Annotated in this window: 17 protein-coding genes; 11 read left to right on the top strand and 6 right to left on the bottom strand. The window is 53.6% G+C overall.

All coding sequences use genetic code 11. The features are described from left to right. Window positions 1–16: 16 nt before the first annotated feature. Complete coding sequence (locus tag P3X23_RS11995; protein WP_367186559.1) at window positions 17–148, top strand: hypothetical protein; 132 nt, start codon at window positions 17–19, stop codon at window positions 146–148. 313 nt (window positions 149–461) lie between these two features. Here the strand turns inward: P3X23_RS11995 and ribH are convergent, their stop codons facing one another. Together ribH and P3X23_RS07950 are read right to left on the bottom strand one after the other, a co-directional pair. Continuing rightward, a complete protein-coding gene (ribH, locus tag P3X23_RS07945) occupies window positions 462–1,004 on the bottom strand; it encodes a 6,7-dimethyl-8-ribityllumazine synthase (RefSeq protein ID WP_300875117.1) in 543 nt (180 codons plus the stop codon). A 47-nt stretch (window positions 1,005–1,051) separates the two neighbouring features. Further along, complete coding sequence (locus tag P3X23_RS07950; RefSeq protein ID WP_300875119.1) at window positions 1,052–1,525, bottom strand: hypothetical protein; 474 nt, start codon at window positions 1,523–1,525, stop codon at window positions 1,052–1,054. Window positions 1,526–1,660: 135 nt separating this feature from the next. On the opposite strand from P3X23_RS07950, the gene P3X23_RS07955 reads away from it, so the two are divergent. From P3X23_RS07955 to P3X23_RS07980, 6 genes are read left to right on the top strand one after another with little or no spacing between them, the layout of a single operon-like run. Further along, complete coding sequence (locus tag P3X23_RS07955) at window positions 1,661–2,494, top strand: thiazole synthase (protein WP_300875121.1); 834 nt, start codon at window positions 1,661–1,663, stop codon at window positions 2,492–2,494. Continuing rightward, entirely contained in the window at window positions 2,491–3,645 is a 1,155-nt protein-coding gene (locus P3X23_RS07960) for a glycosyltransferase (protein WP_300875123.1), read from the top strand. The genes P3X23_RS07955 and P3X23_RS07960 overlap by 4 nt, the downstream gene beginning before the upstream one ends. 53 nt (window positions 3,646–3,698) lie before the next feature. Further along, window positions 3,699–3,869 carry a ssl1498 family light-harvesting-like protein gene (locus P3X23_RS07965; RefSeq protein ID WP_300875125.1) on the top strand — a complete coding sequence of 57 codons (171 nt, stop codon included), beginning with the start codon at window positions 3,699–3,701 and terminating at the stop codon, window positions 3,867–3,869. Between the two features lies 1 nt (window position 3,870). After that, window positions 3,871–4,488 carry a tRNA (adenosine(37)-N6)-threonylcarbamoyltransferase complex dimerization subunit type 1 TsaB gene (gene tsaB, locus P3X23_RS07970; protein WP_300875146.1) on the top strand — a complete coding sequence of 206 codons (618 nt, stop codon included), beginning with the start codon at window positions 3,871–3,873 and terminating at the stop codon, window positions 4,486–4,488. Beyond that, window positions 4,478–5,932 (top strand): CIA30 family protein, encoded by a 1,455-nt coding sequence (locus P3X23_RS07975; RefSeq protein WP_300875126.1) that lies wholly within the window; start codon window positions 4,478–4,480, stop codon window positions 5,930–5,932. The genes tsaB and P3X23_RS07975 overlap by 11 nt, the downstream gene beginning before the upstream one ends. A gap of 13 nt (window positions 5,933–5,945) precedes the next feature. Next, window positions 5,946–7,193 carry a DNA repair exonuclease gene (locus tag P3X23_RS07980; RefSeq protein WP_300875128.1) on the top strand — a complete coding sequence of 416 codons (1,248 nt, stop codon included), beginning with the start codon at window positions 5,946–5,948 and terminating at the stop codon, window positions 7,191–7,193. A 234-nt stretch (window positions 7,194–7,427) separates the two neighbouring features. On the opposite strand, the gene era is transcribed toward P3X23_RS07980, so the two are convergent. Then, window positions 7,428–8,351 (bottom strand): GTPase Era, encoded by a 924-nt coding sequence (gene era / locus P3X23_RS07985; RefSeq protein WP_300875130.1) that lies wholly within the window; start codon window positions 8,349–8,351, stop codon window positions 7,428–7,430. A 9-nt stretch (window positions 8,352–8,360) separates the two neighbouring features. Beyond that, entirely contained in the window at window positions 8,361–8,852 is a 492-nt protein-coding gene (locus P3X23_RS07990; RefSeq protein WP_300875131.1) for a biopolymer transporter ExbD, read from the bottom strand. A 77-nt stretch (window positions 8,853–8,929) separates the two neighbouring features. Here P3X23_RS07990 and gmk point away from each other — a divergent pair, with 77 nt between their 5' ends. Beyond that, window positions 8,930–9,505 (top strand): guanylate kinase, encoded by a 576-nt coding sequence (gmk, locus tag P3X23_RS07995; protein WP_300875133.1) that lies wholly within the window; start codon window positions 8,930–8,932, stop codon window positions 9,503–9,505. Here the strand turns inward: gmk and P3X23_RS08000 are convergent. After that, the gene (locus tag P3X23_RS08000; RefSeq protein ID WP_300875135.1) at window positions 9,502–10,224 is read right to left on the bottom strand and encodes an ABC transporter ATP-binding protein; all 723 of its coding nucleotides are present in this window, start codon (window positions 10,222–10,224) and stop codon (window positions 9,502–9,504) included. The two genes, gmk and P3X23_RS08000, sit on opposite strands and share 4 nt — an antisense overlap. A gap of 99 nt (window positions 10,225–10,323) precedes the next feature. Here P3X23_RS08000 and P3X23_RS08005 point away from each other — a divergent pair, with 99 nt between their 5' ends. Further along, complete coding sequence (locus tag P3X23_RS08005) at window positions 10,324–11,337, top strand: zinc-dependent alcohol dehydrogenase family protein (protein WP_300875137.1); 1,014 nt, start codon at window positions 10,324–10,326, stop codon at window positions 11,335–11,337. Window positions 11,338–11,535: 198 nt separating this feature from the next. Here the strand turns inward: P3X23_RS08005 and P3X23_RS08010 are convergent, their stop codons facing one another. Then, on the bottom strand, window positions 11,536–12,687 hold the full coding sequence (locus P3X23_RS08010; RefSeq protein WP_300875140.1) for a trypsin-like peptidase domain-containing protein: 1,152 nt from the start codon (window positions 12,685–12,687) through the stop codon (window positions 11,536–11,538). Window positions 12,688–12,761: 74 nt separating this feature from the next. Between P3X23_RS08010 and P3X23_RS08015 the strand changes: the two genes are divergently transcribed. Both P3X23_RS08015 and P3X23_RS08020 read left to right on the top strand, forming a co-directional pair. Beyond that, window positions 12,762–12,953: a hypothetical protein gene (locus tag P3X23_RS08015; RefSeq protein WP_300875142.1), complete on the top strand. Its 192-nt coding sequence runs from the start codon at window positions 12,762–12,764 to the stop codon at window positions 12,951–12,953. A 58-nt stretch (window positions 12,954–13,011) separates the two neighbouring features. Further along, on the top strand, window positions 13,012–13,403 hold a 392-nt coding region (locus P3X23_RS08020; protein ID WP_300875144.1), incomplete at its 3' end, for a hypothetical protein.

Here is a 13,403-nt window from a genome sequence, read left to right on the forward strand (position 1 = left end):
AGGTGGCAACAGTAACCTGTATCTGCTCAACCCTGCGGGAATTGTTTTTAGCCCCAATGCCCCTTTGAATGTCCCCGCTGCCTTCCACGCCTCCACCGCTCAACGGCTACTTTTTGAAGGAGGGGTCTTGGATATGAAAGCGAGCTGAGGGTTGGTGGTGGCCAAACCCTCAGCTTGATGGCGCATCAAATAATCAATACGGGTACACTTGCAGCTCCGGCAGGAAACATTCACATTGCGGCTGTATCTGACAGAGGAATGGTGCGGGCCTGCTAAGAAGGAATGCTGCTCAGTCTTGAAATTCCTGAGGAGCGACTGCTAACTGGGGGAGCGTCGCCCTTATAGACCTGCCGCGGTTGCTCCCAGGTAATGGGTCACAACCGTCAATTTTCCCATCCTTACTTTTGAGCAGGGTTTACGATGCCTAGCAGCCCTTGGTAGTAAAGATTCCCCTGGGCCGTTTACAGTTGCCCTTCGCTAAGGACAGGTGGACTGGGGGTCAGTTTGGCCGCAGGCGGATTGATATGACCAGGAAGAGTTTGCATTAAACTTGCCATTTCAAGGGCGTTGAGGGCGTATTCCCAACCTTTGTTGCTTTTGATACCAGCCCGTTCGAGCGCCTGTTGCATGGTGTCTGTGGTAAGGATGCCGTAAATAATGGGCACACCGGTTTGCATAGAGGCGGTGGCAATACCTTTGGTGACTTCAGCAGCAACATAGTCGAAGTGGGGAGTTTGGCCACGGATAACAGCACCCAAGCAGATAATTGCTGCGTAACGACGACTGGCCGCTAGTTGAGCTGCTACTAGGGGAATTTCAAAACTCCCTGGTACCCAAGCATAGTCCACTTGAGAACCATGGGGATTGGGGTCAACACCATGGCGGCGCAGGCAATCTTGGCAGCCCTCTAGCAGCTTGGTCGTAATCAAGTCATTGAAGCGGGAAATCACGATGCCAAAGCGAGGGGTTCCCCGAACTGGATAGGTGCCTTCAAAAACAGCCATAGATGGAGGTGCCAAATCTTACCCAAAAGAGTATAACCTGCAACAGCCTAGGAGGTGCGATCGCCCTGCTCCACGAGGGAGTCTTGGGACTGCCACCGCTGCACAATACTGGTTAATTTGGCAACAAACGGGTCAGGGGCTAAATCAGGATGAAATTCACTAATTCTTGTATCAGTACGGGGTTCTAAGGGACGGGAGGAGCCAGCTTCAGGCACACTAATCGGCAATGACTGGCAGATGATGGCTTCAAACTCGCTATTGAAGTGATAGATGGGTTGCTCGCGCCGTTGCCACAGTTGTAAGATTTGTTCAACGGAAATGGCTTTATAGCGCCCTAGATAAAGGGCTTCGATAAGCGCGAGGCGAATCCAACGGGGCGGGAAATGACGCAACCAGCGATCTAAGATGGCTTCAACCGAGGATCCGTCGAGATCAAATCCATATTGACGTAGCAGGCGATCGGCAGCCTGAATGGCGGCATTGTTGCCAATATGTGCCATGCGCCAATGTTGCACTCCCATAGCTATGGTGCCTCTATAATGCCACAAGTTACCAAGGTCAGGGCTTTAAAACAGGAGCTGTAGCAGCCAATCACTGTGAAAAAAGCTGTATGGTAAAAAGGCAAGCCCTTGTACTGTTCACTTCCCAAATGCATCATGGTGACTGCACCCCCTCCTGAGCTATTGATTCAAGATACCCCGCTTACAATCGCTGGGCGGCAGTTCCATTCACGCCTTATGACTGGCACCGGCAAATATCGCTCCATTGCTGATTTACAAGCAAGTGTTGCCGCCAGTGGCTGTGAAATTGTTACGGTGGCTGTCCGTCGCGTCCAGACTAATGCACCTGGTCATGAAGGCCTTGTGGATGCCCTAGATTGGTCGAAAATTTGGCTCCTACCCAATACGGCAGGTTGCCAAACTGCTGAAGAGGCAATTCGCGTTGCCCGCTTAGGTCGGGAAATGGCTAAGCTCCTTGGTCAAGAGGACAACAACTTTGTCAAGCTAGAGGTCATTCCCGATCCGAAATACTTGCTGCCGGATCCCTTTGGCACGCTCACAGCCGCAGAGCAACTGGTCAAGGAAGGATTTGCCGTTCTTCCCTACATCAATGCGGATCCCCTGCTAGCCAAACGCCTTGAGGAAGTAGGCTGTGTCACGGTGATGCCCCTTGCCTCCCCCATTGGTTCAGGCCAAGGGCTACGCAATGCCGCCAATATTCAAATCATCATTGATCAGGCACATGTTCCCGTTGTCATCGATGCTGGAATTGGCACCCCCAGTGAGGCTGCTGCGGCAATGGAGTTGGGCGCTGATGCCCTTTTGATTAATACGGCGATCGCCCAAGCGGGAAATGCTCCAGCAATGGCTAAAGCGATGGCACTTGCAACCACTGCTGGCCGTCTTGCTTACTTAGCGGGTCGGATTCCGGTCAAAGCCTATGCCAGTGCTAGTTCGCCAACAACAGGGACAATTACGACAGCACCATGATTGTCGTGCTCACGCTACTGAGCCTGTTGAGTCTGACAGGGACTATCTCTTACCTGATGGCCGGGGGCTTGACGCTACAATTTTTTGGCCAGAAAACACCTCAACCCCTTGATGCGACACCAGCGGTCTCCCTCCTCATTCCTGTCTGTGGTTTGGATGCTGGCGCTTGGGAAAATTGGTCATCCCTCTGTGAGCAGGACTACAAGACCTACGAAGTTCTCTTTGGCGTCCAAGACCTGCAAGACCCCGCTTTGCCCGTTCTCCAACAACTGTGCCAAAAGTATCCCGATCGCGCCCGCTGGTACCTTTGCGATGAGATTCGCGGCATTAACCGCAAAATGAGCAACCTGTCGCAACTCTTTCCCCATGCCCGCTATGAGGTGATTGTTTTAGCCGACAGCGATGTGCGCGTCACTCGTGCCTATCTCAGGAGCATTACCGCTCCCTTGGCGGATCTAACCATTGGCGTGGTAACCTGCGGCTACATTGACCACCATCCTAAACGCTTAGGGGCTGCTTTCCTAGCCATGGGTCGCTGTATTGACTTTATCCCCAGTGTGCTCATTGCTCGTTTCCTCGATGGCGGATTGCGGTTTGCCATTGGTCCAACGGTGGTGCTGCGGCGGCAGGTGCTAGAAGAAATTGGCGGCTTTGAGATTGCCCTCAACCGCATTGGTGACGATTACCGACTAGGCTATACCGCTTGGCAGGCGGGTTATCGAGTGGAGCTATCTAGGTATATCCTTGACAATGATTGTAGTGATGAATCTTTTCTAAAGGCAGTGCAACGGGAACTGCGCTGGTCACGCACCATTCGCTCCAATCGTGGCCATCAGTATTTTGGCATGGTGTTTATGTTTGGCACTGTCTATAGTGCTCTGCTGTGGGGACTGTTTCCAAGCCCATGGACCTTCAGCGTATTTCTGGGGGTTCAGGGCATTCGCTGGTTGCAGGCCATCCTCAGCATGGTCTTGATGGGGACGCCTCGGTTATTACTGTGGCTGTGGCTATTGCCCCTGCGGGATGTGATGAGTTTTTTGATTTGGTTGGGGGGCTGTTTTGGCGATCGCATCTATTGGCGCGGTCGCTGGTTGCGGGTCAGTCGCCACGGTCAATTGCAAGAAATTGTTAAGGATTCTCAAAAGTCCTAAGGTTCACTTGTTAGAATAGCCACACCGAAAATCTAGAATTGAGGTGTGTTTCGATGCGCTATACCATTGATGAGGGTGGTCGCCTCAACAACTTTGCCATTGAACCTAAAGTTTATCAGGCGCAGCCTTGGACGCGACAGCAAAAAGTACGGGCAGCCCTATTGGTTGTGGGCGGATTGCTCCTAGTCGCTGGCTTGGTGGCGATCGCCATAGGAGTTAGCTAATCTGCTCTGTCTTGGTTTTGATACGAGCGATGCCACCCTAGTGGCTGGCCTTTATGACTTAAGGGCGCATCAATTGCTTGAAGTTAAAACTTGGCTTTTGGGTCGTGCACTGGCCAGTCAGCTTCACCCCTGCCTCAATGAATTTATGGGTTCCTATGCTTGGGGCGAGATAGGGGCGATCGCCATCGGTTGTGGCCCTGGCAGCTTTACGGGAACCCGCTTGGGGGTAGTGACTGCCCGCATCTTAGCCCAGCAATTGGAAGTGCCCCTTCTAGGTCTATCTAGCCTTGGGACAATTGCCTGGCACCATCGCTATGAACTTGGAGAACAGGATGGGGTCGTCTCTCGACGCGCCCAGCAGGGGCATCAATACCTTGGCATTTACCGTTATCAGGGGGGGAGTCTTAACTCGGTGTGGGGCGATCGCCTACTTGCTGACAGTGAAGCAGAAGCCCTCCTAGCCTCTTGGCTTTACCCCTACCGGCGCTTAGCTCCCCCCACTCCCAGCGACTATGGCTGCGCCTTGCTGACATGGGCAGCCCAACGGTGGCACGATACACTAAGGGCAGGGGAAACTCTCCCCCATTGGTCGAGCGTGGTGCCTCTCTATGGCAAATAGTTGGGAACTGGGTCGCTTTCTCGATACACTGCGCTTTTTTCAAACTTTGCCGTTTGTGGGAACGCTAGAGCCGCTTCGCCCTATGCTTGCCCCCCTGTTTCCCGATTTATTTAAGCCTCTCGCCTATCGCGGCAGTGGGCTAGTTGTGGTGATGGGGGCAACGGGTCGAACTGGTCAAGCGGTGGTGAAAACCCTCCTAGATCAGGGCTATGCTGTGCGGGCAGTGGTGCGCGATCGCGCCAAGGCGGAGAAGGTACTTCCCCCCGCTCCTTTTTTAGAGATTACAGTTGCTGATGTCACTCAACCCCTTCCTGCCGATCTGTTGCAGGGCAGTCGGGCGGTGATCAACTGTGTCGGAGCCAAGGTACAGCCCAATCCCAACGCGCCACCCCCCGGCCTTGAAATTGTCGGTGCTAGTCCAGAGGCCGTTGAATTTGAAGGGATGCGGCATCTGTTGGAACGTGCCCAACCCTACTTTCAAAGTCAGCCCAACAGCTATCCCCTCTTTGACTACCGCTATCCCACGCCCCCTCTCAAGGAGGTTTGGGGTGCGCTTGATGACGTCGTTATGGGCGGCGTCAGTGCCAGCCAGTTTTACCTCAAGGAGCACAGTGCTCTTTTTACGGGGCTGGTTTCTACGGAAAATTCCGGCGGGTTTGTTTCCATCCGTACCCGCAATCTCAATCCGCCCCTCAACCTCCAGGGCTACACGGGCATTCAACTGCGGGTTCGCGGCGATGGCCAGCGCTATAAATTTTTCCTGCGCAGTGACCCAGCGTGGGATGGCATCGGCTATGCCCTGTCCTTTGACACAGTGGCTGATCAGTGGATCACGGTTGAGTTACCCTTTAGCCACTTTATCCCCGTGTTTCGGGCACGCACTGCGCCCAATGCCCCGCCCCTAAATGTGGGGCAAATCTACTCGCTACAATTGATGCTCAGCAAATTTGAGTATGACGGTGCCCTCAATCCCCATTTCCGCCCCGGCACGTTAAACCTTGAGATTGAGTCCATCCAAGCCTATGGCAGTTTGCCCTTGCCCCGCATAATTCAGGTGAGTTCTGCGGGGGTGACCCGTCTGCAGCAACCCAATCTGGACCTCAAGGGACAGCCCTTGGCGGTTCAATACAACGACCAATTGGGGGGAATCCTCACTTGGAAACTAGCGGCGGAAAATATGCTGCGCCAAAGTGGTCTTCCCTATACGATTGTTCGCCCCTGTGGCTTGACAGATCAGCCCGGTGGCAAAGACCTGCGCCTTGATCAGGGCGATCGCCTGACGGGTTCTTTGAGTCGTGAAGATTTAGCCGCATTTCTGGTTAGTTTGCTGAATTTGCCCGTGGCCTGCTTCCGTACAGTGGAAGTGGCAGCTACAGATCAACCGGCCGCGGCGACTCCCAACTGGGTGACCCGCCTTGGGCAACTGTCTAGCGATCGCCCCTAGGAGACGCTCTCATATGGTGCGTTTTCTCCATGTTGCCGATGTTCACCTCGGCTTTAATAAATATCGTCAGGAGAATCCCAGCCGTACCCTTGATTTTTTTACTGCCTTTGACAGTGCCCTGCAAACCTACGCCATTGAAGCAGGAGTGGATTTTGTGCTGATTGCCGGGGATCTGTTTGAAGAGCGCATGATTACCCCCGGCATTCTCAATCAAGCGGAGTATGTCCTCGACAAGGTGCGATCGGCGAGGATTCCAGTGCTGGCGATCGAGGGCAACCATGATAACTGCCCCTACGGTGTTAAATCCAACTGGCTCCGCTACCTCTGTGAAAAAGACTACTTGGCTCTTCTGGAGCCGGATGAAAATGGCCTATTGCGCCCCTGGGACACAGAGAAAGCGCGGGGCGGGTACATTGATCTTCCCTGTGGGGTGCGGGTAATTGGTTCCCAGTGGTATGGTGCCAGTGCTTCCTGTGCCATTCAACGGCTTGCCAAGCAAATTCAGGCATTGCCGCCAGGACCTAGAGCCACAATTATGCTCTTCCACCATGGCCTTGAGGGACAAGTCTCCCGCTACCAAGGGGCATTGCGTTACAACGAACTCCTACCGTTGCGCCAAGCGGGTGTGGACTACCTCGCCCTAGGGCATATCCATCGCCACTATGCCGTTGAGAACTGGATTTTTAACCCCGGCTCCGTTGAGGCCAACTCAATTCAAGAAAATCAACAACAAAATCCGCGCGGGGTGCTGCTGGTTACCCTCGACAATGGCTCACCTCAGGCAGAACTTAAGCAAGACTACTGGCAGCGCCCTATTTGTCGCTACACCCTCAACCTCAGTCCCAGCGACACCGTGACCCATGTGGAGCGCCAACTTCAGGACTTGGTGCAGCAACATCGGGAAGAAATGGCGGAGGCAATTGTCGAAGTTACCCTGCGGGGAGAAGTGGGGTTTGAGCGCAGTGAATTGGCTGTGCGATCGCTCCAAGGGCAACTACAAGAGGCATCCTGTGCCTTTATTTTTCGCTTGGGGTTTGCGGCAACGCCTGTGGCCTATCAAACCTACCGCCATGTAACAGCTGAGCCACCCCCGCGGGCGCTGATTGAAGAACAGGTATTTGCGGATCTATTGGCCAGTGTTGCCGAGTATCGCGATCGCGCCGAACCCTTGGCCAAAGTGCTGATACACATGAAGGAAGAGCTGCTTCAACCCAATGTCAATATTTCTGACCTCTATCAATGGCTGGCGGATTTCCGATAAAACAAGGCTCTCATGCTGTTCAAGCTGAGGTCTAAAACATAGGTCAGTCAGATTTTCAACAGCAGTTGCGAGTTCAACACAGGAGAGTCACAAGGGCTGAGGTGTTTGGGGATAGACTTGACAATCTTTTCAGAAGATACCATAATAATTTGATTTTTTCTATTCTCCCAGAAAAGAATACAGCACTTCTTCTTTTTTTTCTAGTCTCTCAAGCTATCGTTTAACACCTTTGCCTCAATCCTTCTCAATCCGATAGCCCAACTCCGCCAAGCGGAGCCGATCCTGTCGCCAGCGGGGGCGTACCTTCACAAAGAGTTCTAGATAAATCTTGCCACCAATGAGGGTTTCAATTTCTTGGCGGGCAGCGGTGCCAATTTGTTTGAGCAACTGACCCCCCTGACCAATAATGATGGCCTTTTGCGTTGGACGTTCTACATAGATTACCGCGTGTACACGAGTGAGGTTACGATCCTGCTGTACCTGTTCAATCGTCACCGCCACTGAATGGGGGACTTCCTCGCGGGTGTGGTGCAAAATCTGCTCCCGAATCAGCTCCGCCATGATAAATCGCTCCGGCTGATCGGTGACCATCTCTGGTGGATAGTAATAGGGACCGTAGGGCAATTGCTGCTCAATGGCCGATTGCAGTAAACTCACCCCCTCTCCAGTCAGAGCTGAGCAGGGATAGGCCGGCCAAGGGCCAAGGCTTTGATAGTCTTGTTGCCGCAGTTCGCGCTCCCCCTCTGGGAGGAGGTCAATTTTATTGATGGCCACAAGAACGGGAGATTGGGTCGTCCTCAGGAGATCTGCAACGTAGCGATCGCCCCGACCGGGCGGACTTGCAGCATCCACCACAAACACAATTGCATCCACCCGATTGAGTATTCCCTTTGCATTCTGCACCAGCACTTCGCCGAGCCGATGGTGGGGCTTGTGGATACCTGGCGTATCCACAAAAATAAACTGCGCCGTGGAGGTGGTTAGGATGCCCCGCAGGCGATTGCGGGTAGTTTGCGCTACAGGGGAGGTAATGGCCACCTTTTGCCCCAACAGATGGTTAAAGAGCGTTGACTTGCCAACATTGGGGCGCCCCACTAGGGCAATAAAGCCAGAGCGAAAGCCTGCTGGAGCAGCAGGAATGCTTGGAATCGTTTCCACTGTTACACGCTATTGAGTTGGAGTCGTTTGATTGGGGGTTGTGGCCGGTGGTGAGGGCAGAGGGCTAGGCTGCGTACTGAGAACAGGTTTTTCCACAGGCTGGGTTGCCAGGGCAACACGACTGCCGCCCACCGAGCGCAGCAGATCCAAGACTTGGATGACTTCGTTGTAGCTCACCACCTGTGACGCCCGCAAAATCACCACCCCCTCCGGATTGGTTTTCAAATACGTGGCGAGGCGTTCATAGAGTTGACTGCGGTTGACGGGGTCTTTGTCCACAAAGAGTTGTCCTGCTGGATCAATGCTCACCACCAGCATCTTTTGTGACTGTGCTTGACTGGTGCTGGCTTGGGGCAAATTCAATGTAATGGCCTGCTGCCGCGTCAGGCTCACCGCCGCCAAAATAAAGAACGTGAGGATACAAAAAACCACATCAATGAGGGGCAGCATCTCAATACGGGCATTTTCACTCTCAGTGGGCAAATGAATCTTCACGGCCATTCCTCAACCACGATGTCTTTAATGATAAAACCCTGAGCAGACAGAGTAGGATGAGAAAGTTTCCCCCCAATGGAACTATGACCAGTGCAACGCCCCAGCCCGGACAACTTATTGTAATTACTGGCCCCAGTGGTGTTGGCAAAGGAACACTTTTACGCCAACTGCGGCAGCGACATCCCGAACTGGCACTTTCGGTTTCAGCAACGACCCGTCCCCCCCGCTCCACGGAGGTGGAAGGGGTAGATTACTATTTTGTCTCTGTGGAAGAATTTAAGGGAATGATTGCTTCGGGCAAGCTCTTGGAATGGGCGGAGTTTGCAGGTCACTACTACGGCACTCCACGGGATCCGTTGCTCCAGCTGATTGAAGAGGGAAAAACGGTCATCCTTGAAATTGAGCTACAGGGGGCGCGCCAAGTTCGCCAATCCTACCCGCAAGCGCGCCACATTTTCATTCTGCCCCCGTCCCTCACTGAACTGGAACACCGCCTGCGCCGTCGCGGTCAAGACAGTGAAGAGGCGATCGCCCGCCGCCTAGCCCAAGCGGAAACGGAAATTGCTGCTGCTTCAGAATTTGACGTGCAAATTGTCAATGATGATTTGGAAAAGAGCTTAATTGCCCTCGAAACTGCCATTTTTAGCCCTGCCGCCTAGGGTTCTGCCCGCACGATGCCGAGGTAAAGTTCCCCCACTTTAGGGTCATTGAGCAATTCAGTGCCCAGTCCCTCATAGCGATCTTTGCCCATTTCTAAAACATACCCGCGATCGCTCATGGCAAGGGCTTTACGCGCATTTTGCTCCACCAGAATAATGGCCGTGCCCTGGGCATTAATCTCCTTAATTTTGGCAAACACGTCATTCACCAGCGCCGGCGAAAGTGCAGCGGAGGGTTCATCCAAGACCATAATTTGTGGATCCAGCATCATGGCGCGTCCCATGGCCAGCATTTGCCGTTCTCCTCCCGAAAGCGTCCCTGCCCGTTGCTGTCGGCGCTCAGCCAAGCGGGGAAAGGTGTCATAGACACGTTCTTTGAGAGCCTTGAGGTTGCCGCTTTTGATAAAGGCACCCATTTCTAGATTTTCTTCAATAGTCAAGGAGCGAAAGACATTGGCAATCTGAGGGACGTAACCAATGCCTTTTTTGACGATTTCGTTGGGGCGCAAGTAGGTAATATCCTCCCCTGCAAGGGTGATTGTGCCCAAGCGCGGTGTCAACAAACCGGCGATTGTTTTTGCCAATGTTGATTTTCCTGCTCCATTGGGGCCAATGACCGCTACCAGCTCCCCTGCTTCGAGACGAAAATTGACGCCCCGTAAAATATCCACATCCGGAATATAGCCAGCATAGACATCAGCAACGTGGAGCAAACTCATGGTGCCAAAGACATCGCCAGAGGGTTGACCTCTTACTAGATTAGTATAGGGACTCTGCTGTTTTGGGCAGGGAAGACTCAGGAGACAGGGAAAGACGCCATGAAAGCAATTGCCATCACAGAGTTTGGTGACCCCGATGTTTTAGTTTTGCAGGATGTGCCTGAGCCAGAGATTCAGGCTCCCAATGAGGTCAAAATTCAACTGCGGGCAGCCAGCGTCAACCCCATTGATACCAAGTTGCGACAGCGGGGAACCTTTTTTCCCGATCGCCGGCCAGCAATTCTCGGCTGTGATGGGGCAGGGATAGTTGTGGCGGTGGGTGCAGCAGTACAGCGATTTCGAGTGGGAGACGAAGTGTATTTTTGCTACGGCGGACTGGGCGATCGCGGGGGCTGTTATGCCGAATATACCGTTGTTCCTGAAATCGCCGTTGCCCCCAAACCCAAATCCCTCTCATTTACTGAAGCCGCTGCTTTGCCCCTAGCGGTCATCACCGCTTGGGAGGCCTTGGGCGATCGCGGTGCTGTCCCCCCTTTGAATGTGCTCTCGACAGCGAAAACCGTTCTCATTCACGCCGGGGCGGGCGGGGTGGGGCACCTGGCCATTCAACTGGCACGGCGATCTGGCGCTCGCGTTGCCACGACCATTAGCTCTCTAGCCAAAGCGCGTTTTGTTGAAAGCTTGGGGGCTACCCTTGCCATTAACTACCAAACCACTGATTGGGTACAGGCGGTCTTGGATTGGACCGCGGGCAAAGGTGTTGACTTGGCGCTGGACACTGTGGGCGGCACAACCTTTAGTGAAACGTTCAAAGCGGTGCGTCCCTATGGCACCTTGGCCACCCTCCTGGAACCCGCAGCCGATACCCCCTGGAAAATTGCCCGCCAACGCAATCTCTTAATTCAACTCACGCTCATGCTTACCCCCCAACTCATGGAGTTGAGTGATGCCCTTGCCCATCAGGGCAAAATTCTTGAGCAGGTTGCCACTCTAGTGGATCAGGGTGAGCTGCGGGTTGTTGTCGATAAAACCTTTCCCCTTGGTGCAGCGGCGGATGCCCACCGCTATCTCAGCCAGCGCTTGGTGCAGGGTAAGGTGGTTCTCGTCCTATAATTGGGGAGTCTTCTATGGTTGCTCAGATGCTTACTGCCCTGTTTATAGGGATGGAACACCCTCAACCACGGCCAACACTCTTGAGCCAAACACTCCGCAGCGACCTCTAGCGAGTTTGTCGCATTTTTAATGGACGCCTTAGCTATTGTGGCCGCTGGTTTACAGGAGAAACAGTGCTGCTAAAGGCTCGACACTGACTTATTCTGGCTGAGAGGAGGGGTACAACTCTGGCGGCATTGGCTGCGGTTGAAGGCTAACGGTTTGCTGGCGATCGCCCCGCCGAATCTCCAAGGTCACCTTCTCCCCCAACTTGGTTTGCTCGACAACGCTTTGTATCTGTTGGGGGGTGGGTTGATTAACATCGTTAATTTTGACAATCCAATCGCCCGCTTGCAGACCTGCTTTAGCCGCAGGGGAATTGGGGGCAATGCCGATGATGAGCGTGCCTTGGTTTTGTTGTAGTCGCCACTCGGGGCGATCTTGACGGATTTTGGCTGCTAATTCCGGCGTCAATTGCACCATGCGAATTCCCAAATAGAGGTGTTGGGCGCGGCCAGTGGCAATAATCTGCTCAGCAACGCGATAGGCGGTATTGATGGGAATAGCAAAGCCTAGACCCTGCGCTTGGGAAATCACGGCGGTGTTGACGCCCACCACTTGACCGGCGGCATTCAGGAGTGGTCCTCCGGAATTCCCCGGATTAATTGCCGCATCCGTCTGAATAAAGCTCACGCGCTTATCGGCAGCGCCAATTTCATTGCTGGCACGTCCTGTGGCACTAATAATTCCGGCCGTTACGGTGTTACTCAGCCCCAAGGGATTCCCAATGGCGATCGCCCACTCGCCGGGGACAAGGGTATCCGAATTGCCCAATTGCACCGTGGGTAAATTTTCAGCCTCAATTTGCACCACTGCTACATCGGTCAGGGAATCAGCACCCACCACTTTGCCTGCGTACTGGCGACCATCGGGCAGCGTGACTCGCACAGCGCTAGCGCCTTCTACCACGTGAGCATTGGTCATGACCTTGCCATCGGGGGTGAATATAAACCCAGAGCCTTGACCTTGGCGCACCGGCACATCTGGTATCGGAAAAGGATTGAGAAAACTATCCTCTTTACTGGGCTGCACCCGCAGCGTATCAATGCTCACCACCGCTGGCCCTGCCTCAGCAACCACCTTAGCAATAAAATTCTCACCCACATTGGGTTGATCCGTGGCGGCAAGGGGAGGCAGAGATGCCGCAGTATTGGAGGTGGGAGGGGTGCGATTTGGCAAAGAAAATGAACAGCTCGTCAGTGCCCCTAGGGCGATCGCCATCCCGACTTGACTCAACCGCGTAGGAATCATACAGCACTCAACTCGGCAGTAGATCCACTGTAGCTTTATCTTGAAAATAGGGAGTCTGTCTAACCTCTACTGCCATGCTCACCGTAATTAGCCACCTAGAACAGTCCATGACCTTTGATAGCTTTTTTGGGCCAGTGACCCTCCAGCCGGGTCGCAATGAAAATGTCGATGAACGCCGCTGGCGCAACTGCAAAACCCACAATGCTGACCTGCAAGCCCTGATCAAAAAGGGACTCATTGTTGTCGCAGAAGAGGGATCAGTTTAAACTAAGAACGCAAAGCTACTGCTTCCCGCTGGCCCGACAGCACTTCCTTATTTGAACCATGACGGATAGAGCAGTTGCCCTCTTTCAGCAGGGACAAGAGGCCTTTGAACGTGGAAACTACCAACAATCCATTGCCCTTTTAGGACAGGCTGCGGCGCTGGCGGAAGGAAATGCCGACCAATCGGGGGAAATCAGCCTCTGGTTAGTGATTGCCTACAGTGCTGCTGGCAATCAAGGGGCAGCCGTGAACCTCTGTCGTCAACTCCAACGGCATTCCGATCATCACATACAGCAGGAAAGTCGCCGCTTGCTGGCGATTTTGGAAGCCCCTCAATTAAAGCGTCGGCCTGAATGGAATAGCGAAATTCCTGATCTGTCCCATGTGGGCGATCGCGCCTACACCTCCCCCTATCGCTATTTCCCCAAAAAGCAATTGGCGCCAAAGTCCCC

The organism is Thermosynechococcus sp. Uc, assembly GCF_029335995.1.
In the GTDB taxonomy this organism is placed as follows: domain Bacteria; phylum Cyanobacteriota; class Cyanobacteriia; order Thermosynechococcales; family Thermosynechococcaceae; genus Thermosynechococcus.